Here is a 26,612-nt window from a genome sequence, read left to right on the forward strand (position 1 = left end):
CTACACGTCCACCCGTTGGGCGTCGATGACCTCCCTGGCTCGCTGCCGCCACTCGCCAACGGCGCGACCGCTGTTGTTCAGCAGCGCCGAGTCGAATCGCTTGGCGCGCTTGGTGACCGTCAGCCCGATGTAGGTGTTCGCGTTGGTGATGGCGGCGGTGGCGACCGCGCAGGCCTCGTCCACCTCGCCGGAGGCCAGCAGCGCGGTCGCGTGCTCGAAGCTCACCAACGCGGGTTCCATCGTCTCGCTCGGGTCGTACAGCGAGATGGCCTGCGCCGCCGCGATCGCCGTCTCGTCGGGCTTACCGAGCCTGGCGTACCCGATGGCGCGGTAGAAGGCGAGCTTCTCCGGTCGGAACGAGAAGATGCCGATCGGCAGCTCCTCGGACGAGACGCTGTCCAGCGCCCGCGCGGATTTGTCGATGCAGTAGGCGAATTGGCGTTCGTCGCCGAGATCGGCGTGCGCGCGCGCCGCCATGCCCCAGAGCCAGGCGGCGGCCGCGCCGGTCGCCGGGTCCTCCGCGAGACGCGGATCGAGCAGGCGCAGCACTTCCCTCGGCTTGTCGCTGTAGGTGGGCAGGTAGGCGAGACCGGCGAGCGCGATGTCTTCCGAGTAGCGGTCGCCGATGTCCTGGGCCGCGTGGATCGCGGTGGTGTACCAGAGCCGTGCCTGGCCGAAATGACCTTCGTTGAACAAGATCTCGCCGACCACGTTGGCCAGCCGACCGGCCGTGCGCACCAGCCGGATCTGGTGGGGCGTGGCCTGGCGCTCACCGAGACAGGCGCGCACTGTGCGGAATTGGTCGAGCGTGCCCTGCAACAGCTCGTGCGGCGGCACCTGGACGACCTGCTTGCCCAGCGCCGCGGTGGATTCTTCCAGGAAACCGAGCCTGCGCTCGCTCATCGACCCGGCGTCCAGGGTCGCGAGCATCCGCTCCGGTTCGCTTGCCAAGAGTTCGGCAGCGTGTCCCGCCAGACCTGCGCTGATGCAGGCCAGCATTTCCCGCCTTCTCACGTCGTCATCCTCGACTTCCTCGTCGAGCCCGATCGGCGCCTGCCGAACCTCCGGTCCGGCCTGCGCTTTGTCCCTACCGAGCTTGATTGTCCGATCGAGCGCCGCGCTCGCATCGTCGGTGTGGCCTGCCGCTTCGCGACCCGCCTTGATCGCCCGCTCGAATCGCGTGACGACGACTGAATCGGCCTCGGACAGCACTCGATCGAGTAATCGACGGCTTGCGGCGTGCATCCGGGTTGTCCGGCCGTTCTCCCACAAGACCACGGTGCGCGGGGTAACGCCCACCAAACGTGCGAACTCGTAACGACTTCGCTTCATCGCCGTGCGAAGGGCAAGCACGTCCTCGCCCGTCCAGTCGACCTCAACCATAGGACCCGCTTCCTCGCATCAGGCCGATTCACTCGAAAATTACTCGCATTTATCGCATTCCGGGCTGTTATGTACCCAATCGCAACCCGCACTCTGTATTCGCACCCGGCGCCGGGGTTGTGCCCAGACCCTATGGGGGCGCCCACTCTCCGGAACCCGGCGCACGGTCCCGAGGCGGTCATGATCCAGCCGCTTCGAGCGCGGTTCCGCCGGCGCTCCCGGCGCCGGGTGCACTGAACTCCGCGGAGGTGGACGATGAACGTACCGCATTCGGACTTGCGCGAACTGTGGCTTGTCCAAAGTCGAGACTGCGCAACAGAACCGCAGGTCTTGGACTACGACAAGGCGAGGTTCATCCTCTCCGTCCACGCCGGTCACGGCAGTGGCTGCCGCCAGTATCTAGCCGCCTCCGCCTACTGCTTCCGGCGCGCCGTAGACAAGTGATCCGATGTACTCGACGCTGTCCATCCTGACCGGATGCGGTCTGGTCGTCTCCCTCATCGGCATCATCGGAACCTGCGTCGGCGACCCCCGCTCTGCCGCCGGACACCGCGCTCCCGCAACACCTTTCACGGTCTCGGAAGCACACCGCGCAATGCAGCTGCACCGGGGTTGCCGAGCCGATGCTTGCGCCCGCAAAGGCGCCGCCTTCCGCACCTTGGTCGCGGCGGGCCGCATTGTCCCCGACACCCGCGCCGACGGTTATTCGATGTAGCTCTAGAAAGGTCTGCGCGGCAACGGAAGTCGCCGGTTCTGGTGTCGGCGAGGCTCCCGATAGACCGCGCTGTTCGGAGAAAGTTCGCTGTCTGGAGATCCGTTGCGCGAATGAATCATAAGGCGTTCAAATCTCCGCAGTGTGCATTCATTTCGGGATAGATGTCGATCCGAGCGAGGATCCGTCCGGATGGTCGACGGGCACCGTAAAAGTGTCGCTTGGCGGCACAGTCCGGTGGTACACCACAGTAGTTGCGGACCTGCCCTTGTTGGCCCAGCCGCCGCCCGCTCGGGTCATCGTGCGAGTATCAGCTGTCTACCTGATCGGAAGGAATCGATCTGTCGTGAACATGGGCATGGTTCTGGGCGACCGCCGCTCCCGCGCTTCGGCATGGGAGCAAGCCGTGCTGCCTCCTTCGTGATCGGCGGGTAGCCACGCCTGCTCCCCTTCGAAGCGTCGTCGGTCAGTGTCACCTTCGACCTTCACGGGAGCACCACATGTCCACGGTCAGCTGGACCGAGAATGGAACGAGACATACCGCCTGTTGGCGTTCGGAGAACGGGACTCCAGCGCCGGCCCGCATCGTTGTCATCGACGATCGCACTTCCGCCAATGTTGCCTTTCGACTCGCCCAGTCGGGCTCTGGTCTGCTGTGGCGAGGTGACTTCCACAACGCCCGGCAACTCTTGCGTGCCATGGACCGACGCCTCCAGAGGCGGCCGGATCCAGGGCACGGCGGCATCGACGCCCTTTTTCGCGCACACAGGGAGGCTCGCGCGCAACGAGCGGCGCTGCTCGGGAAAGTACTGATCGCGCTGGAGCGGGATCACTCGATCCGGCTGCGCCGAGCGCCTGACGGGCGTGCAGCATGCGAGCACGCGTATGGGAAGCCGGCGGATGACGCAGGGGAAGACTCCAGCGGAGTTACGCTCGTCTCGCTTCCCGAACTCCTCGGCGTCATCAGTGCCTACGAGTGGCACCGGAAGGGCATCGACATACCTGCTCTCGGCGCTCGGCTCCACCCCGCGTACGGTGTCTTCGCTCCCACCCGGAACGAATACATCGATCTCGTTGCCCATGCGCCCTTTCCCGCAGGCGTCGCCCACCCCGTCGTGTTCGACATCGGCACCGGCACCGGGGTGCTCGCCGCCGTTCTCGCCCGGCGTGGCGCCGGAGAAGTGCTAGCGACCGACATCAACCCGCGTGCGGTGCGATGCGCGCGCGAGAACATGCGGCGACTCGGTCTCCTCGGCCGGGTTCGAGTCGCCGAGGCCGATATGTGGCCTGGTGGCCGACAGCGTGCCGACCTGATCGTCTGCAACCCGCCATGGTTGCCCGGATGCCCCAGCTCTGCTTTGGAACTCGGGATCTATGACCCCGCGTCCGACGTGCTGAACCGCTTCCTCGGTGATCTCACAGCTCACCTGACACCGCACGGCGAAGGGTGGTTGATTCTGTCGGACCTCGCCGAACACCTCGGCCTACGAACCCGGGACCAGCTCCTCGCCCGCATCTTCGACGCCGGCCTCGAGATCATCGCCAGATACGAGACAGCTCCTCACCACTCACGCGTCGCCGACCCGACCGACCCGCTTCACGCAGCCCGAACACGCGAGCGAACCGCTCTCTGGCGACTCGCTCCAACCCCGCAACCACCATTTCTCTCCCGTCGATAGAGAAACGGATTCGACGGTAGTCATATGGTCGCTAGTTGATCTTCCAGCGCCACCATATGACTCCCGTCGATCGCACCGATCGCTGTCGCGCATGCTGGGCAGCGGAGTGGTGAACTCCGGCGGTCTCGTGGCGCTGGCCGTTACGAGTGGAGTGGTGGGCGCCGGCGGTCTCGTGGCGTTGGCCGTTACGAGTGGAGTGGTGGGCGCCGGCGGTCTCGTGGCGCTGGCCGTTACGAGTGGAGCGGTGGGCTCCGGTGGCCTCGTTGCCTCGGGCCGTCAGCAATGGCGCGTGGTCATCGGTGGCTCTCGCCGCTCCGCCGTCATCAGCGGACCATGGGTGCCGGAGCTGGGGCTGGTCCGGCGTGGATTTGGTCTCCCGGGCTGAGGGGAAAATCGGGGTGGTCCCCGATGCGGGGGAGGTCCGCGGTGCCTACCGTCGAGGTATGCGTCTCGTACCGATCGTCGTGACCGTTTCCGCAGTGGCCTTGCTGGCCGGCGGGTGCGCGGCGGAGAGCGCGACGGAGTCGGCGGGAGTCTCGGATGCTCGCGTCGTCGCGGTGCAGGAGGACATCGATCGAGTGGTCGGGGCGGGGGTTACCGGGGCGATCGCGACGGTGACCGAGAACGGCGAGACCGTGGTCCGTACGGCCGGGGTGGCGGACATCGGCACGGACGCGCCGATCCCGACACAACCCGCGCAACAGACCCGCGTCGGCAGCGTCACCAAGACGTTCACCAGCGCGCTGGTGCTGCAACTGGTCGCGGAGGAGAAGGTGCGCCTCGACGAACCGATCGACACATACCTGCCCGGCCTGCTGCGCGGCGACGGCATCGATGGAGGCGCGATCACCGTCCGGCAGATCCTGCGCCACCAGAGCGGTCTGCCGGACTTCGCGGACGACCCGCGCGCCGACGAATACCGCGCGGGAGTCGAGAACCGCACGATGACGCCGGCGGAAGCCATCGCGATCGTCAACGGTGGGCGGGGGGAGTTCGCGCCGGGCGAGCGCTATGGGTACAGCAATGCGAACTATCTGGTCGCCGGGATGCTGATCGAGCGAGTGACCGGAGCTCCGTACGCCGAGGAGCTGGAACGGCGCATCCTGAAACCCCTCGGGCTGGCCGACACCTACCTGCCCGGCCCTGGCGAGCGCGACATCCGTGGCCCGCACCCCGCGGGTTACGCCACCCTGGACGGCGTCGTCACGGACGTCTCCCGCATCGAGCCGTCGATCCCGTGGGCGGCGGGCGGCCTGGTCTCCTCGGGCACGGACCTGAACCGCTTCTACGGCGCCCTGCTTGCGGGCCGGGTGTTGGAGGCCGCGGAACTCCAGCAGATGCGCGACGGTGTGCCAATCGACCCGGAGTCGGGAACGGCCTACGGACTCGGCCTCGGCTCTATCCGATTACCTTGTGGTGCAGAATATTTCGGCCACAGCGGCGGAATCCACGGCTACAATACCGTATCCGGCGCGACCGTCGACGGTCGCGCGATCACCGTAGCCCTCACCAAGGCGCCCGAGACCGAACCCGACCTCATCGGCATGCTCGAACACGCACTGTGCCCGTAAGGCTCGGCCGAACCCCGGCAGTCCTCAGACGAGGTTCTTCTCCTTGCGGATCCTGCGACGCAGATCGGCCATCAGCGCGTGGCTGCCACTGTGCCGAAGGAACCGCGGGATGAACCGGTTGACGAAGCCGACGAACACGAACAGGTGCTCGAAGCGGCGCTGATCGGCGGCCGTCCACTCCAGCCGCATCTGCTCGCGGAAGTACGGCGCGAGGAAGCCGATCGTCAAGAACTTCAACAGGTTCCGGAACGGCAGACGTAAGTACCAGTGGATCATGCGCAGGTTCAGCAGGTCGTCGACGTAGGCGCGCACGTAGTCGTCGAGGACGGCCTGGCGGCAGGCCTCGTTCCAGTAGACGTCGAACTCGGCGCGCGTCTTGGGCCACATGTCCTCGGTGACCTGAAGCGTGGTGCCAAGAGTCGAGGACGAGGCGTAGAAGGCTTCGGCCTGCTCGTCGTTCATCTTGCCTTGGAGCAGCTGGTAGGTGTCCTCGAAGCCGATGTACAGGCATGCCGCGACCCACAATTGGAGGTTGCGGTCGAAGGCGTTGTACTTCACCGGCGCCCCGGGCTCGGACCGCACGTGGCGGTGCACCGAGTCGACCGCCTTGCGATAGGCCATGCGCTCTTCCTCGGTGCCCAGGATCGCCACCGCCAGGTACTGGGTGGTGGTGCGGGCGCGCTTCCACGGACGCTTCATCAGCGCACCGGATTCCACCTTGCTCTCCGCGACGCCGTAACCCACTCCGGGCCTTGCCATTTGCATCGCCACGTTGGCAGCCGCGCCGGCGAAGGACCAGAAGTCCAGCGCGTCGGACAGTCTGATCGGCCGCTTGGTGAACGGACGGTGCGCGGAGCTTATCGGGATGCGCGTCTGCTCCTTGGTCAGTGGCGCCGGTTCGTTCTGGTGCGAGGAGTGGGCGACCGCGGTCATCGGAGTCCTTCCGTCGGGTTCCCGGGTGTGATCACCCATCGGTCGATTATGTTACCGATCATTCTGCATGACAAGGCTGCGCCATGCTCGGGATTTGCCCAGTTTCGCGGCGCTGCGAGACCGTAGAAGTGTGGTCGTGTTCTGAACAGGAATATCGGCGAAAAGCTTCCGTCCCGGCGTGAATCGTGCGTAACATACGGGACCATGCCGGACCGGATCTCAGCGGTCGGGTACGCCCGCGACGTCGCGATCTCCATCGGTGCGCGCGGGTGACCTCGATCGGGTGCGGCCGGTGCAGGAAAGGATGCGACGTACATGCTCAAGAGGCTGGATCGAATATTCAGCTACGAGATGAAGGTCTCCGAGTTCCTCGGGACGTTCATCATCCTCGGAATCCCGTACGTGCTCGTCGGAGTCGTCTGGACGCTGACTCACACGAGTCATCTGCGTGAGATGCACGGCATCGACGTGGTGATCTCGTTCCTCGGATCGATCGTGTGCTGGCCGGTGCTCACCTTCTCGAATGTGTGCATGACCTGATGATGATCCTGGTGTGGCTCATCGACATCCTGGTGATCGGCGTCAAGGTCCTCGGTGGGCGGATGAAAGTGAATCCGTTTCTGCGCTATGGGCTTTGGCTCGCAGTGCTGAGTGTCGTCGCCGCGGGCGTCGCCGTCGTCGGCTACGGGCTGGTTGAGTTGCGGCACTTCCTCGGCGAACCGGCGTGAGCGGGTTTACCTGCTCGGGGTGTGGTTCTCTGCGTGAGTACCTGCCAACGGATAAGACCGGGTTGCTCGTGCGCCGTCTACGCATATGGGCACCTGCTCGGCGCTGACCGGACGTGACGTAGATGGGTGTCCGGAATATGTGACTGTCTGGTCACTTGCCTGGCGTCGCGTGTCTGATATGGGCACGGAAGTACGGCGATCACTTCGACTTCTTCGCAGGTGAACGGCCTGCTCGGTAATCGAAGCCAGCTCATCCCATGACAGCATTGCTTCGTAATTTGTTGAGAATTTCTATTCACATGTGACTTGTGTCGCTCGCTATCCCCGTGCGACACTTCACACGCTCCGCGCCCTCGAGGGGGTCACCGTTGACGGTCGGCGAAGTGAGCGAAATGAAGGCCGAGAAAGGACTCGGGCAGCGTGACAACCATCGAACGACCTCCGGGTCGGATCGAACCGGGTGATTCTCCGGAGCGCACCGATCTGGAGCAGGCCGTCGAGGATCTGAAAGGTCTGTGGCGGCGCCATCCGCAGCGGTCGCTGGAAACCCTCGGCAGGCAGGTGATGCTCGGGCGCGACGCGATGATCGAACTGTTCCGCGCGATCGTCGCCCGGCGCTTCCCGTACCACGAGTTCATCCGGCAGTGCGCCTTCATGTCGAGCGTCTCCGCCGCGCCGACGGTGTTCGTCGCGATCCCGATCGCCGTCGTCGTCTCGATTCAGGTCGGGGCGTTGGTGAATCAGGTCGGCGCGACGACGTTCATCGGCGCGGTCGCCGGACTCGGCATCATCCGGCAGGGTGCGCCGCTGGTCACCTCGCTGATGATCGCGGGCGCGGTCGGCTCGGCGATCTGCGCGGACCTCGGGTCGCGCACCATCCGCGAGGAGATCGACGCCATGATGGTGATGGGCGTCGATCCGGTGCGCAGGCTCGTCGCGCCGCGTCTGGTGGCGGCGGTGCTGGTCAGCATGCTGCTGTGCGGGTTCATCGTGTTCGTCGGCTTCGCGACGGCCTACATGTTCAACGTGTACGCCCAATCCGGCACGCCGGGTTCGTTCATCGGCTCGTTCGCGTCGTTCGCGGTGGCCAACGATCTCATCGTCGCGCTGGTGAAAGCCGCCATCTTCGGCGCGCTCACCGCGATCATCGCCTGCGATATCGGATTGCACGCCAAGGGCGGTCCCGGCGGTGTCGCGAACGCGGTGAACTCCGCGGTCGTCACCTCGGCGCTGATGCTCTTCGCCACCAACATCATCCTCACCCAGCTGTACAACACGCTGTTTCCGACGAAGGTGATCTGAGGTGGGTACGAAGTACACCCCGCCCGCCCTGAAACCATTCCGGGCAGTCGGTACCGCGGTCGCCGTGCCGTACCGGGCGAATCAGCGACTCGGCCACCAAGCCATCACGTTCTTCCAGGCGCTGGGCGCGATTCCGTACGTGCTGAAGCACTATCGCAAGGAAGTGCTTCGACTGACCGCCGATATCGGTTGGGGCAACGGCTCGCTCGTCGTCGGCGGCGGCACGGTGGGCGTGGTGATCATCCTGTGCGCGTTCGGCGGCATCACCGTCGGCATGGAGTCGTTCACCGCGCTCAACCTGCTCACGATGGGCCCGCTGACCGGCGCGATCTCCGGATTCGCCACCACGCGCGAGCTGGCTCCGATCCTGGCGACGCTGGCCTTCGCCATCCAGGCCGGCTGCCGGTTCACCGCGCAACTCGGCGCGATGCGGATCTCCGAGGAGATCGACGCGCTGGAATCCATTGCCATCCGGCCGCTTCCGTATCTGGTGAGCACCAGGATGATCGCGTCCACGCTCACCATCGTCCCGCTCTACACGGTCGGCCTGGCCATGGCGTACCTGGCGACCAAGCTCTCCGTGCTCTTCCTCGGCGGCACCTCGGCGGGCACCTACGACCACTACTTCTTCCAATTCCTCATCGGGACCGATGTCTTCTTCTCGCTGCTCAAAGTCGTCGTCTTCGTGCTGCTCGCGTCGTTCATCCAGTGCTACTACGGCTATGTCGCCTCGGGCGGGCCGGAGGGCGTGGGCGTCGCGGCCGGTCAGGCCATCAAGATGGTGATCGTCGTGATGGTCTTCGCGAATCTGTTCATGACACTGGCCATCTGGGGCATCGACCCCGGCTTCCGGATCTCGGGATAGGGGCCGCGCATGCTTCTCGATCCCAGTGGCCGCGGGCCGAGCGCCCGCCAGCTCTCCCTGGCCGGTCTCGCCATGCTGACGGCCACCGCGATTCTGCTCGGCCTGCTGATGCTGCGCTACAACGGCTTCTTCGAGGACAAGGTCCGGGTGACCGCCGAACTGACCAGCACCGGCGACGGCCTGCCCACGCGGGCAGACGTGAAGTTCCGCGGCATGGTGGTCGGCACGGTCGCGGGCGTCGAGGTGGTCGCCAAGGGGGAACGGCAGCGCGCCGAGATCCACCTGAAACCCGCCGTCGCGCCGACGATTCCGGCCGGTGTCACGGCCAGAGTGGTGCCAAACAACCTGTTCGGCGTCACCGCGATCGAACTCGTCGACAACGGGTCGGCGGGCGCGAAACTGGCCGCCGGAGCGGTGATCCCGGAGGACACCAGCACCTCGACGATGCAATTGCAGACCACGCTCACCGTCCTGCGCGACGTGCTCGACAACATCCAGCCCGAGAAGCTCGGCCGGGTGCTCGCGACCCTCGCCGCCGCGCTCGACCCCGCCGCGCGCGTACCGGGTTCGACGATCGAGCGGCTGGACCGCTGGGTCACGGAAGTGCGCGCGATCCCCGGCGTCGGCGAACTGCTCGGCGATCTCGGCCGGGCCACGACGGAACTCAGCAAGTCGGCTCCCGACCTGGTGGGCGTGCTCGCCGAGTCGGTCACGGCGGCACGGACGCTCACCGAGCGCCGTGACAACCTCGTCGCGCTGCTCGCCAACGCTGGCAGCACCATCGACTCGGTCAACTCGCTGTTCGCCAGAAACCCGGACGCGGCAAAGGATCTCGTCCCCGGCTTGGACGAGCTGTTCGGCAGTCTGGCCCAGGACCCGCAGGCCATTCCGGACACCGCGCGCAACCTCAACGCGTCGCTGGCGAAGCTGGCCACCGTGTTCCACTTCGGCCCGAGCCGCCAGATGGTGTGGAAGATGGACGTCAGCTTCACGCCCTTCCAGCAGTACACCGCAGCGGACTGCCCGTCCTACGGTTACCTGACGGGCCCCCGATGCGGCGGTCCGACGGTACCGGAAGTCGCGCCGGAGCAGGAGTATCCCGCGCAGTTGCAGCCGCGCTGGCTCGACGCCGCCGGACCGCGGCCGACACTCGCCATCCCGGGAATCGAAGTGACCCCTGCACTTCCGGGCCTCCCCAGTCTGCCCGTGATTCCCGGCCTCGAGATTCCCGGTCTCCCCGCGATTCCCGGAATCACCGTGCCCGCCACGGGCACTCCCGCCGCGCGGCCGATCGCGGGCGGCCGGGGGCACGCCGGAGTCGCGGCGATCGTCGGCGGCCAACCGACCGCCGCGCAACTCCTGCTGCTGACGCCGCTGCTGGCCGGCGGGTCGGTGACCGTGTACGACACCTCGCACACCGAAGGGGGCAACTAGATGAAATCCGGAAGAGCCCTCGCGGGCTTCGGCTTCTTCGCCGTGCTGGCCATCACGCTGACCTACACCATCTGGTCGACCCTGCAGCGCTCGGTGCCGGGTGACACGCACACCTATTCGGCGACCTTCTCCGATGTGATGGGCGTGCGGGTCGGTGACGACGTCCGCATGGCGGGCGTGCGGGTCGGCCGGGTCGACCGGATCGATTTCGACGACGACTACAAGGCGGTCATCGACTTCCGCATCCAGGACCGGCAGCGACTGACCACATCGACCAGAGCGCTTGTGCGATACCAGAACCTGATCGGCCAGCGTTATATCGCGCTCGTCCCCGGCAAGGAGGAGGGCGATCCGCTGCCGCCCGGCGGCCACATCTCGCTGGCGAACACCGAACCGTCCTTCGACGTCTCGGCGCTGCTCTCCGGTTTCGAGCCGCTGTTCAGCGTGCTGCAACCCGACCAGGTGAACTCGCTGTCGGAGACGCTGATTCAGGCGTTGCAGGGCGACGGCGTCTCGCTGAGCGCCCTGATCACCCAGGCCGCCGATCTGGCGGGCACCTTCGGCCAGCGCGACCGCATCCTCGGCGAGGTGATCACCAACCTGAGCAGCGTCATCGCCGGATTGGCCAACCGCTCAGCGGAATTGGAGACGCTCATCGCTCAGTCCAGGGCACTGGTGGAGGCGCTCTACGCCGAAGGCGAGTCGCTCAAGCAGTCCGTCGATCTGGTGGCGAAGTCCACCGACTCCCTGGTCTCGCTCATCGCCCAGGTGCAGCCCGACCTCGCCGGGGCACAGAACGACGCCACCACCGGCATCGCGATGCTGCTGCTCAACGGCGCCGCGCTGGACAAGGCCGCGGTGCAGTTCCCGACCCTGCTCAACGCGCTGGCCCGCTTCACCAGCTACGGCGCGTACGGCAACGCCTACATCTGCCGCCTCGACGTCTCGCTCTGGGGCGTGCTGCTCCCGCCGGGCTTGTTCTCGCAGGTCGGCGGCGAATCCCAATCGGAGGTCTGCCGATGATGGCTCGGATTCGGTTGCCGAGATATTCGACGAACCGCTATCTCTGGCTCGGCGTGCTCGCCGCGGCGTTCGTGGCGCTGCTGCTGGTCGGATCCAGCGTGGTGTCCGAGGCGCGGCTGTCGGACAAGACGATCAAGGCCGAGTTCGCCCAGGCGGCGGGCCTGCGGCCGGGCGCGACGGTCGACGTGTCGGGCATCGAGGTCGGTCAGGTCCGAGCCGTGCGGCTGGACGGTGACAAGGTTGTCGTCGACCTGCGCGTGCGCCGCGATCTGCGGCTCGGGCCGAACGCGCGGGCCGCGCTCGAGATGTCGACCATCCTCGGCAGGCTGCACATCGAACTCACGCCGGGCGACGGAAAGGGACTGCCGGACAACACCATCCGGCTGTCCAACACTTCCGTTCCGTACAACCTCGGCAAGGTCATCCAGGACCCGCAGTACAAGTCGTCCTTCGAGCGGATCGAGCGGATCGATCCCGGCAAGCTGCGCCAGGCGCTGGATGTGTTCGACCAGCAGATGGGCGACTCACCGCAGCTGACCGTCGCCGCGCTGGACAGCATCGGCGCGCTGGCCAAGGTGATCAACGACCGTCGCGACGAGGTCGACCTGCTGCTGAAGAGCATGGACGAGGTCTCGCAGCTGGTCGCGGACAACCAGAACAGCGTGCTGCTGCTGCTCACCCGCGGCGAGGCGATCGGCAACGCGGTCGCGCTGCGCCAGGACCTGCTGCGCCAGCTGCTCGACAACGTCGCGGCGCTGTCGGCCCTGCTCCAGGAGATGGGCATCGAGAACAACGACCAGCTCGGGCCGCTCATCCAGAACCTGAACACGATGACCGAGGGGCTGGAGAAGAACCGGGAGAACCTGGACCGGCTGTACGAGATCATGCCGGTGGCCATGCGGCAGTTCAACAACGCGCTCGGCAACGGGCCGTACGGCGAAGTCTGGGCGCCATGGGTCTTCCCGGACAACTGGCTGTGTTTCGCGCAAGCGGTACCGGGGTGCAACTGATGACGATTCGTGGAGTCTCGAAGCTGGCCGCCCTGTGCGTGGCCGCGGCCGTGAGCAGCGGCTGTTCGCTGCTGCCCGAGAGCGTGAGTTCGCTACCCGACCGATATCTAGGCGAACAACTGCGGATCAGCGCGGATTTCGAGAACGTGGCGGGCCTGTACGCCGGCAACGAGGTCGCCGTACTCGGCGTGCCGGTGGGCCGGGTCGACACCGTCACCGCGCGCGGCAGCTACGTCGAGGTCACCATGTCCATCGACAAGGACGTGAAGGTGCCGGCCGACGCCATCGCGGCGCTGGTCTCACCGCAGCTGATCACCAACCGGCACGTCGAGCTGGCCCCCGCCTACACCGGCGGCCCGGCCCTCGCCGACGGCGCGCACATCCCGCTCGCGCGCACCAGGACGCCGGTCGAACTGGACCGGATCCTGGAGAATTTCGACCAGCTGGGCGCGGCGCTGAAAGGTGACAACGAGAGCGGCCCGATGGCGAGCCGGGTGCTGTTCCCGCTGCTCGACGGCAACGGCGACCGATTGCGGGAGACGCTCGACTCCCTCTCCGCCGCGTTCGAGGTGACTCTCGCCAACAAGGACCAGATCGCCAACACCATCGTCGAGCTGAACGAGATCACCCACGTGATCGCGTCCAACGATCAGACGGTGCGCGACTTCAGCGGCAGGCTCACCGAATTGGTGCGTTTGATGGGCGAGCAGTCGCCCGGCCTGCACGCGGTGCTGACCCAGCTCAACGATTTCGTGAACAACACCGCGACGGTGGTGGGACAGAACCGAGACCAGTTGGCAGGCGCGCTCACCCGTTTCGTCGCGATCACCGAGCAGATGCGCGCGAACTCGCGTCAGCTCATCGAGATCGTCGACGTCACACCGCTGTTCTTCGAGAACATCACCAATGCGATGAGCCGCGAGCATCAGGCCGTCCGGCTGCACGGCTTGCTCGACAAGGCCGTGCTGGATGGCGAGGCGCTCGCGTTGTTCTGCGAGCGGATTCAGCTGCGGCTGGACGGCTGTCGCACCGGAAAGATCCAAGACATGGGACCGGATTTCGGTCTCACCGCCGCACTGCTGGGGATCGCGAAATGAGGACGAAGGCGGCGTTGCGCCGCACCATCGCGGCCGGGTTGGCCGCCGCGAGCATCGGCGCGGCGACCGGCTGCGCCGTGACCGTGGACAACGTGCCGCTGCCCAAGCCGGGCATCGGCGCACCCGGATACAAGATCCACGCCGCGTTCCGCGACGCGCTCAATCTGCCGGATCGCGCGCACGTGAAGATCGGCGGCACCGATATCGGCGTGGTGACCGCCATCAGCACCACCAACTTCCTCGCCGACGTGGAAATGGAGATCCGCGAGGACATCCGGCTGCCGCGCGGCACCACCGCGGAATTGCGCCAGGCCACCCCGCTCGGCGACATCTTCGTCGCCATGACCCTGCCCGCCGCGCAGGACAGCACGGAGATGCTGCGCCCTGGCGACACGATCGGCACCGAGCACACCTCGGCGGGCGCGTCGGTGGAGCAGCTGATGGTCTCGATCTCCATGCTGCTCAACGGCGGTGGGCTCAATCAGGCCGCCAAGATCACCACCGAGATGAACTCGATGTTCGCCGGGCGGGCGCCGCAGCTGTCGCACCTGCTCATCGAATTGAGCAGCGCCATCGATGCGCTGAACCGGCGCACCGCCGACATCGACAGCGTGCTCTCCGGCATCAACTTGCTGACCGGCGAATTGGCGGCGCGCAAAGCGGAACTCGGCGCGGCGGCCGACACCTTCCCCGCGCTGCTCGGCCTGTTCGCCGAGAACAACAGGGACATCTCGGCATTGATCGGCAAGGTGTCGGTGACCATGTCCGCGCTCGGCGATTTCACCGAGACCACCGGGCCGGAGTTCGTCGGCCTCTTCGACAGCATCCAGCGGCTGATGTCCGGATTCACCCAGATGGGCGAGGAATTGGGGCTGGCGCTGGAACGCTTCGATCAGATGTATCCGTCCGTCATGGCGTCGTTCGACGGGCCGAATCTGTCGGTGGGGGCGACGGTTTCGTACCTCAGCCTGGGCGCGCTGACCGACCCGAGCGGCAGCCGTCCGCCGGAGCTCGGTGACGTGCCCGCCTTCATCGGCAGCCTCGCGCAGGTCATCGAGAAGGTGATCGGCAGGCTCAACAGCCCGCCGCGCACGGAGGGCGGACGATGAACATCCCGCTCTGGAATTACTTGGTACACAAGCGCATCACGGTCGCCAACATCGGCCTGGTGCTCGTGCTGGTCGCGGGCTCGGTCTACCTGAGTTCGCAGGTGCTGCGCTTCGATCCGGTGCCGAACACGTACCTGGTCACCGTGCAATTGCAGACCTCCGGCGGGTTGCTGGCGAACAACGACGTCACGTTCCGAGGCACCAGGGTCGGGTTGGTGCGCGAGGTCAGGGTGGCGGACGTCGGTATCGAGGCCATCGCCGAGATCCAGTCCTCGGCGCGCATCCCGGTCGGTGGCACGGTCGCGGTCGGGCGCCTGTCCGCCGCAGGTGAGCAGTACCTGGACTTCCGGCCGGACTCCGACACTGGTCCCTACCTCGGCGACGGCGATGTGGTGCCGGTGTCGCGCACGAAGGCCCCGGTCTCGGTGCAGTCCGTGCTGACGAACGTGAGCGGCATGATCGGCGGGCTGAACCCGCAGCGGCTCACCGTGATCGTCGACGAGCTGGACAAGGCGCTGGCGGGCGGCCCGGATCGCCTGCGCAACATGATCTCCGGCATCAGCAGGGCAATGGCGGGTCTCAACGACCTGCTCCCGCAGACCAGGCAGTTGATCGAGAACCTCGAGATCATCGCGGAGACCACCTCGCACGCCCAGCCCGACCTGACGACCCTCACCACCGGCGCGGGCGCGCTGTTCGAGCAGCTGACCGCCGCCGACCAGGAGGTCCGCCGCTTCCTCGACCTAGCGCCCGGCCAGCTGGCAACGCTGGGCGGCTTCGTGGCCGAGACCGAGGATCCGGTGACCAATCTGGTGACGAACTTCGTGGCCATCACCAAGTCGGCGAAGCTGCGCCAGCCCGCCATCGCGGCGCTGTTCCCCGCCCTGCGCACCGGCACCGAGGCGATCGGTATCCCGGCGCACGACGGCGCCTTCCACACCCTCGTCGACCCCTGGCCTCGGCCGACCTGCGACTACGAGACCATCCCGGTCGTGCCGACGCTGGCCACCACCGACACCAGGGTGCGGCTCTACAACTACTGCGTCACCAACAACCCTGCGCTCCAGGTGCGCGGTTCGGCCAACGCGCCGCGGCCCAACGTGCCCGACAACGGTTCCGGCCCGCCGCCGGGCGTGACCGGAAACGAACTGTCCCGACCCGTTCCCGGGCGATAGGAAGGAAAAGCCATGAGTGACAACGATGTCGACAACGGCGCCGCGCCCGAAGCGGAGGATAGCGGGTCCGCGGATTCGACCGCCGCGGTTGCCGAGGCGCAGGCCGCGCCGTCCACCGAGAAGTTCGCCCAGGGCGGAAAGGCCGCTGGGGTGGAGTCCGGGGTCTCCATCGACAAGGTCGGCGGGGATGCGAAAGACGCTGCGCCGCAGCATGATCAGCGGATGCGGGAGTCGGCCGACGAAGCCTCCGGAGACGGGAAACCTGCTGCGGTGGGGCCGAGCTGGCGGGACCGTCTGAAGATCCCCGGTGGCACGAAGGGCCTCGTCGCGGCACGCGCGGCCGTGGCCGTCCTGCTGGGCGGCGCGATCGCCTCGACCGGCTACTTCTACGTGCAGAACAAGAACAACGAGGCCCTGCTGGCCGCCCACGAGGAGGCCAGGGCGGCGGCCTGCGCGTACGCGCCCGTGCTCGCCAACTACGACGCCAAGAACCTCGACGCCTACTTCACCGCGGTGCTCGACGGCGCGACCGGCGACTGGAAGAAGCAGTTCGACGACACCAGCCGCGAGCTGAAAGAGGTGCTGTCCCAAGGCGAGGTGGTCTCCAAGACCAACGACGTGCAGTGCGCGGTGAAGACCGGCGACGAGACCTCGGCCGAGGCGATCGTGGTGATCGGCCAGACCATCACCAGCGTCGGCACCCAGGGCAAGCCCGCGCCCGGCCAGCTGTCCATGGTGATGCGCATGGCCAAGGTGGACGGTAAGTGGTTGGTGAACAAGGTGAACTCGCCGCTGGTCCCCGCGCCGCAGCAGTAGGTTCCGTCAGCGCCGCGATTTCTGCGCCGCGAGTTCGCCGGCGCAGTTGGTGAACGCGGCCGACCAGAGCGCGGTTCGTTCGGCGCGGCGCGGTTCGTTCAGCGGTGGCAGTTCGTTCGGTGCGGTGGCGCCGCTGCCCTGCCGAACAGGATGACCTGCATGAGGTGGATGACCCGCGCCTGCGAGCTGGACGGATTGTCCGGGCCCAACCACTGGCCGAGGTCGACGACCAACGCGAAGGCGGCGTGCACCAGCACCCGCGACTCGGCGGCGGACAGTTCCGGGCGCACCCCGACGACGAGCTTCGCCCACTCTTCGACGTTGAGCCGCTGGATGTTTCGCAGTACGGTGCGGTCCTCCTGCGGCACGTTGCTGATCTCGGCGTAGTAGACGAAGGTCAGCTCCCGCTCGGCGAACGAACCGGCCACGTACAGCTCGACGAGCCTGATGAGCGCGCGCTCCGGGTCACCGTCGGAGGCGGCGATGGCCGGTCCGATGGCGGCCGATACCCGGTCCGCCGCACGGCGAAACGCGGCGGCGAGCAGATCACCCTTGCTCCGGTAGAAGCGATAGACGGCCGAGGACGCGGGCAGCTCGGCGGCATTGGCGATGTCCTCGACGCTGACGTTCGGATAGCCGCGCTCGTGGAACAGTTCGATGGCGCGCCGCAGCAGCAGCTCGTGCTTGAACCGGAGCGGAACCTCGGTGGCCCCCTCGGTGGCCGGTTCGTCGCCGATCGGCGGCAGGTCGCAGCCGACGACATCCAGGCACGCCGTGCGCAGCAGCTTGGTCAGCGACCGCACCGGGATGGACACGTGGTGATCGGAGATGCTGCCGATGACGCTGAGCACCGCGGTGGCCAGCACGACGCTGTCCGCGCGCGCGAGTTCGGGCCGCGTCTCGGCGAGCAACGCGCCGACCACCCGGTACGCCTCGATCAGCTGGTCGATCAGGATCCGATAGTCGTCCTGCTCGAGGTAGCGGCTCTGCCAGCGCAGCAGCGCGGCGCCGCGGCGGTTGGCGATCGACTTCTCGATGAGCGTGTCGACGATGTGCTCGAGCCTGCGCTGCGCGTCGGCCTCGGCCAGGTGGTCGGGCAGGTGGACCGCCTCCGCGCAGAGCGCGCTCAGCCGCAGCGCCTCCTCGCGGAACAGTGCGTACTTGCTGGGGTAGTGGCGATACAGCGCGGTGGAGCTGATGTCGAGCCGGGAGGCGATCTCTTCCATGCTGACGCCGTGGTAGCCGAGTGCGCCGAAGGCCTCCGCGGAGGTCGCCGCGATCTGCGCCCGCCGGTTTCGCGGCCGACGGCGGATCGCCCGTGCGTTCTCACCGCTCGCCGCCTCCCGGCGGGCGCCGCCTTTCTGCGCGTCCATGCGGCGATGCTAACCCAAACGGATGCTCGGTAAAGCTGGCTTTCCCAGGCCGGAATCAAACTGAATGATTGATCACAAACAAGCAGTAACAAAGGGTGTAACGGGGGCGATTATACCGACGCGGACCAGAATGCTCGGTAACATTGCTGGGCCAAGGCTCGACGCTCGGACCCTTGCGTGCGGTGGTCTTCAGCCCTGCGCCGGACGGCCGAACAACACGACTTGCATCAGCAGTCGCACCCGGTCCTGCGCGGCGATCGGGTCGTTGTCGAACGCGCGGCCGAGATCGATGACGAGCGCGAAGGCCGCGTGGATCAGGAAGCGCGCCTCGGCGGGCGAGAGCTCCGGTCGCACCTCGCGCAGCAGCTTGGCCCACTCCTCGACGCTGAGCCGTTGGATGTTGCGCAGCACGGTGCGTTCCTCGGCCGGAACGTGTTGGAACTCCGTGAAATACACGAAGGTGAGGGCGCGCTCGGCGAAAGATCCCGAGACGTAGTACTCGATCAGTGTGGTGAGCGCGGCTTCCGGTCCGTCGGACGCGGCGACGGCGGGGCCGATCGCGGCCGACACGCGTTCGGCGGCTCTGCGGAACGCGGCGGCCAGCAGATCGCTCTTGCCGCGGTAGAAGCGGTAGACCGCCGACGCTGCGGAAAGCCCTGCGGCGCTGGCGATCTCCTCGACGCTCACATTGGGATAGCCGCGATCGTGGAAGAGCTCGACCGCCTTGTGCAGCAACAGCTCGTGCTTGAACGACTCGGGGATCTCCACCGCCGCCATGGGCTCCGGTTCCGCCGCGGCGGGCGGCAGCTCGGTGTTCGCCAGCGACCAGCAGGCCGAGTCGAGCAGCCGGGCAAGGGATTTCGCGGGCAGCGAGGCGTGGTGATCGGCGATGCTCGTGATGGCGCTCAGCAGTGCGGTGCGCAGTACCCGGACGTCGTCCTCGCCGAGTTCGGGGCGCAGCCCACGCAATTCGGTGCCGAGCGCGTCGAGCACGGTGGCCTGCTGCTCGGCCAGCGTTCGCTGGTCCTCCGGCTCCAGGTAGCGGCCCTCCCAGCGCACCAGCGTGACGCTCGGGCGGTTCTCGATGGTGGCGCCGATCAGCGCGTCGAGCACCCGGTGCAGTCGCTGCTCGGGGGAGAGCTCGGCGGCGTCGTCGGGCAGCCGGACCGACTCGGTCATCGCCCGGCCGACCCGCAGCAGCTCCTCCCGGAACAGCGCGTACTTGCTCGGATAGTGCCGATACAGCGCGGCCGAGCTGATCCCGAGCCCGGAGGCGATGTCCTCCATGCTCACGCCGTGATAGCCGAGGGCGCCGAAGGCGGCTGCGGACGCCGCGGCGATCTGCGCGCGCCGATTCTTCGGCCGCCGCTTGATCTCCCGTGGTGCCGAGTCGCCGCTGACTGCCTTTCGCGCCGTACGGCGATTGTCGACACTCATGCCGGACATCGTAACGACTTCACGCCCGCCGTGATTTGCCCAGGTCGCGGCTGCGTCGAACGGGGCGAGAGGTCTGTGCGCGACCCAGTGCGTCGGCCCGTTCCGCGTGGTCCCGAGGTTCAGTCGCCTCGGGACCACGCGGTTCGCCGTTCGGTTCGCCGCGCCGGCGAGGCGGGATGCGCCGCGCCGAACCGTTCGGAGATCGGCGATCGAACCGTCCGCACTGGGGGGACCAGCAGCCGGTCTGTATCGATGGCCGAATGGCGATAAACATACACGGCTAAGTTGCCTGTTCACAACGATCGGCACAGCTGATTTTCGATTCACTACGAGTCGTATGGTCCGAGTACGGGAATGTGTGCCTGGGCCAGGCCCGTGTCGGGGATTCGGGCGAATGGGCGGCACAGCGCTCGTACGGCGGGCCATTCTGCTGGTGGCCGGCGACAAGACGGGCAACTGGCAGGGCTGGTACCGAGAGAACCGACGCTGAAACGTTCAGCGCGCGGGACGGATCTTCGCGTACCAGTCCAGCAAGTCCGGGTCGTCGACCGCGCTGCGCTCCACCACGCGCGCGGCCTCGGCGCCCTGGAACAGCTTCTTGATCGGCACCTCGAGCTTCTTGCCGGTGCGGGTGTGCGGGATGCCGGGCGCGACAAGGATCTCGTCGGGCACGTGCCGTGGCGAGACCTCGGTGCGGATGGTGGAGCTGATGCGCTCGCGCAGTTCGTCGGTCAGCTCGGCGCCGGGCGCGAGGACGACGAACAGCGGCATCCAGTATCCGCCGTCGGGCTGTTCCGCGCCGATCACCAGCGCCTCGGTGATCTCCGGCAGCCGCTCGACGGACTGGTAGATGTCCGCGCTGCCCATCCGGATGCCGTGCCGGTTCAAAGTCGAATCCGAGCGGCCGTGCACGACGATGCTGCCGTGCTCGGTGATGGTGATCCAGTCGCCGTGCCGCCAGACACGGGGGAACATGTCGAAATAGGCGTCGTGGTAACGCTTTCCGTCCGGATCGCGCCAGAAGCTCACCGGCATGGACGGCATCGGCGCGGTGATCACCAGTTCCCCGACCTCGCCGCGCACGGGCTTGCCCGCCGTGTCGAACGCGTCGAGCGCGACGCCGAGATACGGCGCCGAGAGCTCACCCGGCCAGACCGGCACGGTGCGCACACCGCCGATGAATGCCGAGACCACGTCGGTGCCGCCGCTGATGGAGGACACCGGAACGTGCTCGCCGACGTTGTCGCGCAACCACAATGCCGAGGAGGGCGGCAGCGCCGAACCGGTGATGCCGACCGTGCGCAGCGCCGAGAGGTCGTGCTCGTCGCGCGGCACGACGCCCGCCTTGATGCAGGCCAGCACGTAGCCGGGACTGGTCCCCACCACGGTCGCGCGGGTCTCGGCGGCGATGCGCCACAGGGCATCCGGCGCGGGATAGGTCGGACTGCCGTCGTAGCAGACGATCGTCGCGCCAACCAGCAGGCCCGCGATCTGGAAGTTCCACATCATCCAGCTCGGGCTGGTGTACCAGAAGAAGGTGTCGTCGGCGCCGATATCGGATTGCAGCGCGATGGCTTTCAGGTGCTCGAGTAGCACGCCGCCGTGGCCGTGCACGATGCCCTTCGGCAGGCCGGTGGTGCCGGAGGAGAAGACGATCCACAGCGGGTGGTCGAAATCCACGGTCTCGGTCTCGATGACGGCCCCGGCGTTGTCGGTGCCGACCGCCTCCGCCCACGGCATGGCGTCCGGGACCTCGAGGCCGAGCCGCGAGACCGCGACCGTCGCGCGCAGCGACCCGAAACCCGCTTGGAGCGCGGCGATGTCGGCGCGCTTGTCGTGCGCCTTACCGCCGAAACGGTAGCCGTCGGCCGTGACGAGGACCGTCGGCTCCAGCTGCCCGAGGCGGTCGAGTGCGGCCTTCGGCGAGTAGTCCTGCCCGCACGCGCTCCAGATCGCGCCGAGGCTCGCGGTCGCCAGGAAGGCGATCACCGCCTCGGGGATGTTCGGCAGGTAGCCGACGACCCGGTCGCCCGGCTGGACGCCCAGCCCGCGCAGGGTGCTCGCGAAGGCGGCGGTGGCGTCGATCAGCTCGACCCAGGACACCTCGCGGGTCGGCTCGTCCTCGCCGACGGCCAGGATGGCGGGGCGGTCGGTGCGGGCCTGGCGCACGACCTGGTCGACGTAGTTCAGCTTGGTGCCCGGAAACCATTGAGCTCCCGGCATTTCCGTGCTCGCCAGTACCTCGCCGTCGATCTCGCCGAGCTCGAAGTACTCCCACACCGCCCGCCAGAAACCGGCCAGGTCGTCCACCGACCACTGCCACAGCGAGTGGTAGTCCGACGTGGCGACGCCGGTGCGCGCGGCGACGAATCGTGCGAAATCGGTCACCTTGGCGTCGGCGATGTCCCGTTCGGTCGGCACCCACTGTGGTTGCACCGCAATACCTCCTGGCTCGTGGGGTGGATCAGTTGTTGCCGTGCGCGCGCCGCACGATCTGTTCGGCATGCCGCAGCACCGGGGCGTCGACCATCCGGCCCTCGAAGGCGAAGACGCCGCGGTGCTTGGGCACCTCGTCGAGTACTCGCCTCGCCCAGGCGATTTCGTCGTCCGCGGGCGCGTAGGACGCGCGGATCACCGGCACCTGACTGGGATGGATCGCGACCTTCGCGTCGAAGCCGATGGCCACCGCGTCGTCGGTCTCGGCCCGCAGGCCGTCGAGATCGCGGATGTTCAGATACACCGAGTCGAGGGCGAACTTGCCGTAGGCCTTGGCGGCGAGCAGCGCGCTGGAGCGCACGTGCCGCGCCACGTCGCGGTAGCCGCCGTCGGCGTGCCTGCTCGCGGTGCCGCCAAGCCCCGCGATCAGGTCCTCCGCGCCCCACATGACGCCGATCGCGTTGCGCGCCGTGACCGCTTGCCCGATGGTCAGCGCGCCGAGCGGCGATTCGACGAGCGCGATCACCTCGTAGCCGGACAGCGCGATGATCTGTTCGGCCGATTCGGTTTTCGGCAGCATGACGCGGCGGTATTCGGTCTCGGCCAAGGCGGCGAGATCCAGCTCGTGCTCGTCGGTGCCCGCCGCGTTGACCCGCACCACGGTGGTCTCCGGGTCGAGCGGGGACGCGATCAGGGCCGCGCGTGCCCCGGCCTTGTCACCTGCGGCGACGCCGTCCTCCAGATCGAGGATCACCACGTCGGCGGCCGCGGCCGCCTTCGCGAAGCGTTCGGGTCGGTCGGCGGGGCAGAACAACCAGCCCGGTCCCGCCATCTGCCACGTCATGCCTGCTCCGGCGCCATACGCACCAGCGTCTTGCGGGTGGCCGTCGCGATCACGTCGCCGTGCTGGTTGCGCCCGGTGTGGGCGAAGGTCACGATGCCCTCGCCCGGCCGGGACTTGGACTCGCGCTTGTCGGTGACCACCGTCTCGGCGTACATCGTGTCGCCGTGGAACACCGGGTGCGGGAAGTTGATCTCGGAGAAGCCGAGGTTCGCCACGATGGTGCCCTGGGTCAGCTGCGCGACCGAGAGCCCGACCAGGGTGGACAGGGTGAACATGGAGTTCACCAGTCGCTTGTTGAACGGCGGCAGCGCGTCGCTGAACGCCGCGTCCAGGTGCAGCGCCTGGGTGTTCATGGTCAGCGTGGTGAACAGGACGTTGTCGGCCTCGGTAATGGTGCGACCGGGCCGGTGTTCGTAGACGACGCCGGTCTCGAACTCCTCGAACCACAAGCCGCGCTGGACGATTCGACGCCCGCCGGGTTCCGTCACAGACCCAACTCCCGTCCGATCAGCATCAGCTGCACCTCCGTCGTGCCCTCGCCGATTTCCAGGATCTTGCTGTCGCGGTAATGCCTGGCCACAGCGTATTCGTTCATGAAGCCGTTGCCACCGAAGATCTGGGTGGCGTCGCGGGCGTTGTCCATCGCGGCCTCGCTGGCCACCAGCTTGGCGATGGAGGCCTGCTTCTTGAACGGCTTGCCCGCGAGCATCAGCGCCGCGGCGTCGTAGTAGGCGGTGCGCGCGGCGTGCGCGCGGGTCTCCATGCGGGCGATCTTGAACGCGATGGCCTGGTTGCGGCCGATGGGTTGGCCGAACGCGAGCCGTTCCTTGGCGTAGCGCACGCTCTCGTCGACGCAGCCCTGGGCCGCGCCCACCGACAGCGCGGCGATCGCGATCCGGCCCTCGTCCAGGATGCGCAGGAAGTTGGCGTAGCCGCGGCCGCGCTCGCCGAGCAGGTTCTCCGCGGGGACGCGCACGTCGGTGAGGCTCAGCGGGTGGGTGTCCGAGGCGTTCCAGCCGACCTTGTTGTAGGCGGGCTCGGCGACGAAGCCGGGGGTGTCGGTCGGCACCAGGATGGTGGAGATCTCCTTCTTGCCGCCGGTCGTGCCGGTCACCGCGGTCACCGTGACGAGCTTGGTGATGTTCGTGCCGGAGTTGGTGATGAACTGCTTGCGGCCGTTGATGATCCACGTGCCGTCGTCCAGCACGGCCTTCGTGGTGGTGCCGCCCGCGTCGCTGCCCGCGTCCGGCTCGGTGAGCCCGAACGCCGCGAGGGAGCGTCCGCTGGTCAGCTGCGGCAGCCACTCCTGCTTCTGCTTGTCGTCGCCGAAGCGGTAGATCGGCATGGCGCCGAGCGAGACGCCCGCTTCCAGCGTGATGGCGACGCTCTGGTCGACCTTGCCGAGTTCCTCGAGCGCGAGGCACAGCGCGAAGTAGTCGCCGCCCATGCCGCCGTACTCCTCCGGGAAGGGCAGGCCGAACAGGCCCATATCGGCCATGCCCGAGACGACCTCGTACGGGAAGGTGTGGTTGGCGTCGTGCTCGGCGGCGACGGGAGCGACCACCTGCTTGGCGAAATCGCGGACCGTCAGGGCCAGATCGCGGTAGTCCTCGGGCAGCGTGCCGGTGGACAGGAAGTCGGTCATTCGGAAGTTCCTTCTCGATCGGAGGTATTCGATTCGGCGACGATGCGAGCCAGCGGCTGGTCGAGGCGCACCTGGGCGCCCGGCTCGACCAGCACTTCGACCACGCCCGCGACCGGCGCGGTGAGCGTGTGCTCCATCTTCATCGCCTCGACCACGACGACGGGCGCGCCCGCCGCCACCGTCGCGCCGGAGGTCACCGGGACGGCGATCACCGAACCCGGCATGGGACTGCGTATTTCGGCGTCACCGACGTGTTCGCCGCCGCCTCGGACGTTGACCTCGGCGACCTCGCGCAGCACCGAGACGCCCGCGGGACCCGCCACCCAGAGTTGTCCGTCGTGCTCGGCCACCCGGTAGTCGCGGCGCACGTCGTCCAGGGTCAGGGTCAGCACACCGCTTTCCGCGGTGTCCGCCACGAAAGAGGCCGACAGCGTGCGGGATTCGCCGTCGCCGACCTGGACACGAGCCGCTTCTGGGCGGCCGGTGAGGTAGACGTGCTCGGTCCGGTCGCCGCCCGCGAGCCGGATCGGCGTCGGCGCGTGGACGCCGACCCGCCAGCCGGACGGGATGTCCCACGGATCGTTCGCGTCGGCGGGCCAGCGGCGCAGCCAGTGGTAGGCGGACGCGACGACGAATTCCTCGTCGCGCACCGGCTCGGGCCGGAAATCGCCGACCCTGCGGTCGAGCAGGCCGGTGTCGAGTCGTCCCGCCGCCACGTCCGGGTCGGCGAGCAGGAAGCGCAGGAACTCGACATTGCTCGTGACACCGAGCAGCACGGTGTCGGCCAGCGCGCGGTCCAGCGCGCCGAGCGCGGCGGCGCGATCCGGGCCGTGCGCGATGACCTTGGAGAGCATCGGGTCGTAATCGCTGCCGACCACCGTGCCGACGCGCAGACCCGAATCCACCCGCACGCCAGGGGCTTCCGGCTCCACAAGTTCCAGCACGGTGCCGCCGGTGGGCAGGAATCCGCGGCCGGGGTCCTCGGCGTAGACGCGCGCCTCGATGGCATGGCCGGTGAGGCGGATCTCGTCCTGGCGCGCGCCGATCTTCTGGCCCGCGGCGATCCTGACCTGGCACTCCACCAGATCGACGCCGGTCACCAGCTCGGTGACCGGATGCTCGACCTGCAGCCTGGTGTTCATCTCCATGAAGAAGAACTCGTCCGGCCGGTCGGCGGAGACGATGAACTCGACCGTGCCGGCGCCGACGTAGTTCACGCTGCGCGCGGTGTTGCAGGCGGCGGCGCCGATGCGCGCCCTGGTGTCCGCGTCCAGCAGCGGGGAGGGCGCTTCCTCGATCACCTTCTGGTGCCTGCGCTGCAAGCTGCATTCGCGCTCGCCGAGGTGCAGCACGTTGCCGTATTGGTCGGCCAGGATCTGCACCTCGATGTGGCGCGGCCGGGTGACGAACCGCTCCAGGAACAGTGTGTCGTCGCCGAACGCCGCGCCCGCCTCGCGCCGCGCGCTGACCAGCGCGGCGGGCAGCAGCGCCGGATCCTCGACCAGGCGCATGCCCTTGCCTCCGCCGCCCGCCGACGGCTTGACCAGCACCGGGTAGCCGATCTCGGCGGCCGCGGCGATCAGCTCGTCGTCGGTGAGGCCGGGCTTGGCGATGCCCGGGACCACCGGGACGTCGAAGGCCGCGACCGTGTTCTTGGCGGCGATCTTGTCGCCCATGATCTCGATGGCGCGGGCGGGTGGACCGAGGAACACGATGCCCGCCTCGGCCAGCGCGGCCGCGAAAGCGGCGTTCTCCGAAAGGAATCCGTAGCCGGGATGCACGGCTTGCGCGCCGGTGCGCACCGCGGCCGCCACGACTTTGTCGATGTCCAGGTAACTCTCGCGGGCGGGCGCCGGGCCGAGCCGTACGGCGGTGTCCGCCTCGACGACGTGCCTGGCCCCGGCGTCGGCGTCGCTGTAGACGGCGACCGAGCGAATACCCATGGCGCGCAGGGTGCGGATGACGCGCACCGCGATCTCGCCGCGATTGGCGACGAGCACGGTGTCGAAACCGACGGGGTGGGATTTGTTCAGCATGGTC

Annotated in this window: 22 protein-coding genes; 13 read left to right on the forward strand and 9 right to left on the reverse strand. The window is 67.7% G+C overall.

The genetic code is table 11. From position 1 onward, the window contains the following. Positions 1-1,383 (reverse strand): helix-turn-helix domain-containing protein, encoded by a 1,383-nt coding sequence (locus FB390_RS09835; protein ID WP_141808683.1) that lies wholly within the window; start codon positions 1,381-1,383, stop codon positions 1-3. A gap of 1,212 nt (positions 1,384-2,595) precedes the next feature. Here FB390_RS09835 and FB390_RS09845 point away from each other — a divergent pair. Further along, positions 2,596-3,774: a methyltransferase gene (locus FB390_RS09845; RefSeq protein ID WP_141808685.1), complete on the forward strand. Its 1,179-nt coding sequence runs from the start codon at positions 2,596-2,598 to the stop codon at positions 3,772-3,774. A 443-nt stretch (positions 3,775-4,217) separates the two neighbouring features. Continuing rightward, on the forward strand, positions 4,218-5,345 hold the full coding sequence (locus FB390_RS09850; RefSeq protein WP_141808686.1) for a serine hydrolase domain-containing protein: 1,128 nt from the start codon (positions 4,218-4,220) through the stop codon (positions 5,343-5,345). A 24-nt stretch (positions 5,346-5,369) separates the two neighbouring features. Here FB390_RS09850 and FB390_RS09855 read toward each other — a convergent pair whose 3' ends face one another. Further along, a complete protein-coding gene (locus FB390_RS09855) occupies positions 5,370-6,278 on the reverse strand; it encodes an oxygenase MpaB family protein (RefSeq protein ID WP_141811651.1) in 909 nt (302 codons plus the stop codon). Between the two features lie 315 nt (positions 6,279-6,593). Here FB390_RS09855 and FB390_RS09860 point away from each other — a divergent pair, with 315 nt between their 5' ends. From FB390_RS09860 to FB390_RS34170, 11 genes are all read left to right on the forward strand, one after another. Continuing rightward, positions 6,594-6,818, forward strand: a complete 225-nt coding sequence (locus tag FB390_RS09860) for a hypothetical protein (protein ID WP_141808687.1) — start codon at positions 6,594-6,596, stop codon at positions 6,816-6,818. Beyond that, positions 6,776-7,006 (forward strand): hypothetical protein, encoded by a 231-nt coding sequence (locus tag FB390_RS09865; protein WP_425465854.1) that lies wholly within the window; start codon positions 6,776-6,778, stop codon positions 7,004-7,006. The genes FB390_RS09860 and FB390_RS09865 overlap by 43 nt, the downstream gene beginning before the upstream one ends. Before the next feature lie 420 nt (positions 7,007-7,426). After that, on the forward strand, positions 7,427-8,308 hold the full coding sequence (locus FB390_RS09870; protein ID WP_425465855.1) for an MlaE family ABC transporter permease: 882 nt from the start codon (positions 7,427-7,429) through the stop codon (positions 8,306-8,308). Between the two features lies 1 nt (position 8,309). Then, positions 8,310-9,173: an ABC transporter permease gene (locus tag FB390_RS09875; RefSeq protein WP_141808688.1), complete on the forward strand. Its 864-nt coding sequence runs from the start codon at positions 8,310-8,312 to the stop codon at positions 9,171-9,173. A gap of 9 nt (positions 9,174-9,182) precedes the next feature. After that, positions 9,183-10,607, forward strand: coding sequence for an MlaD family protein (locus FB390_RS09880; RefSeq protein WP_141808689.1), 1,425 nt, complete (start codon positions 9,183-9,185; stop codon positions 10,605-10,607). Further along, positions 10,608-11,630 carry an MCE family protein gene (locus tag FB390_RS09885; protein ID WP_141808690.1) on the forward strand — a complete coding sequence of 341 codons (1,023 nt, stop codon included), beginning with the start codon at positions 10,608-10,610 and terminating at the stop codon, positions 11,628-11,630. It begins immediately after the preceding gene. Next, entirely contained in the window at positions 11,630-12,640 is a 1,011-nt protein-coding gene (locus tag FB390_RS09890) for an MCE family protein (protein WP_141811654.1), read from the forward strand. The genes FB390_RS09885 and FB390_RS09890 overlap by 1 nt, the downstream gene beginning before the upstream one ends. Continuing rightward, positions 12,640-13,737, forward strand: coding sequence for an MCE family protein (locus tag FB390_RS09895; RefSeq protein ID WP_141808691.1), 1,098 nt, complete (start codon positions 12,640-12,642; stop codon positions 13,735-13,737). Before FB390_RS09890 ends, FB390_RS09895 begins: the two co-directional genes overlap by 1 nt. After that, positions 13,734-14,846: an MCE family protein gene (locus FB390_RS09900; RefSeq protein ID WP_141808692.1), complete on the forward strand. Its 1,113-nt coding sequence runs from the start codon at positions 13,734-13,736 to the stop codon at positions 14,844-14,846. Before FB390_RS09895 ends, FB390_RS09900 begins: the two co-directional genes overlap by 4 nt. After that, a complete protein-coding gene (locus FB390_RS09905) occupies positions 14,843-16,021 on the forward strand; it encodes an MCE family protein (protein WP_141808693.1) in 1,179 nt (392 codons plus the stop codon). The genes FB390_RS09900 and FB390_RS09905 overlap by 4 nt, the downstream gene beginning before the upstream one ends. A 12-nt stretch (positions 16,022-16,033) precedes the next feature. Further along, on the forward strand, positions 16,034-16,837 hold the full coding sequence (locus FB390_RS34170; RefSeq protein ID WP_246123941.1) for a hypothetical protein: 804 nt from the start codon (positions 16,034-16,036) through the stop codon (positions 16,835-16,837). Between the two features lie 98 nt (positions 16,838-16,935). On the opposite strand, the gene FB390_RS09915 is transcribed toward FB390_RS34170, so the two are convergent. The 7 genes from FB390_RS09915 to FB390_RS09945 form a co-directional block, all read right to left on the reverse strand. Next, on the reverse strand, positions 16,936-18,210 hold the full coding sequence (locus tag FB390_RS09915) for a TetR/AcrR family transcriptional regulator (RefSeq protein WP_141808694.1): 1,275 nt from the start codon (positions 18,208-18,210) through the stop codon (positions 16,936-16,938). 189 nt (positions 18,211-18,399) lie between these two features. Beyond that, entirely contained in the window at positions 18,400-19,647 is a 1,248-nt protein-coding gene (locus tag FB390_RS09920) for a TetR/AcrR family transcriptional regulator (RefSeq protein ID WP_141808695.1), read from the reverse strand. A 495-nt stretch (positions 19,648-20,142) separates the two neighbouring features. After that, a complete protein-coding gene (locus FB390_RS09925) occupies positions 20,143-22,083 on the reverse strand; it encodes an acetoacetate--CoA ligase (protein WP_246123942.1) in 1,941 nt (646 codons plus the stop codon). A 28-nt stretch (positions 22,084-22,111) separates the two neighbouring features. Then, positions 22,112-22,927, reverse strand: coding sequence for an HpcH/HpaI aldolase/citrate lyase family protein (locus FB390_RS09930; protein ID WP_141808697.1), 816 nt, complete (start codon positions 22,925-22,927; stop codon positions 22,112-22,114). Then, on the reverse strand, positions 22,924-23,415 hold the full coding sequence (locus tag FB390_RS09935) for a MaoC family dehydratase (RefSeq protein WP_141808698.1): 492 nt from the start codon (positions 23,413-23,415) through the stop codon (positions 22,924-22,926). Before FB390_RS09935 ends, FB390_RS09930 begins: the two co-directional genes overlap by 4 nt. After that, positions 23,412-24,572 (reverse strand): acyl-CoA dehydrogenase family protein, encoded by a 1,161-nt coding sequence (locus tag FB390_RS09940; protein WP_141808699.1) that lies wholly within the window; start codon positions 24,570-24,572, stop codon positions 23,412-23,414. Before FB390_RS09940 ends, FB390_RS09935 begins: the two co-directional genes overlap by 4 nt. Beyond that, on the reverse strand, positions 24,569-26,608 hold the full coding sequence (locus FB390_RS09945) for an acetyl/propionyl/methylcrotonyl-CoA carboxylase subunit alpha (protein ID WP_141808700.1): 2,040 nt from the start codon (positions 26,606-26,608) through the stop codon (positions 24,569-24,571). The genes FB390_RS09940 and FB390_RS09945 overlap by 4 nt, the downstream gene beginning before the upstream one ends. Positions 26,609-26,612 lie beyond the last annotated feature (4 nt).

Source organism: Nocardia bhagyanarayanae, assembly GCF_006716565.1.
In the GTDB taxonomy this organism is placed as follows: domain Bacteria; phylum Actinomycetota; class Actinomycetes; order Mycobacteriales; family Mycobacteriaceae; genus Nocardia; species Nocardia bhagyanarayanae.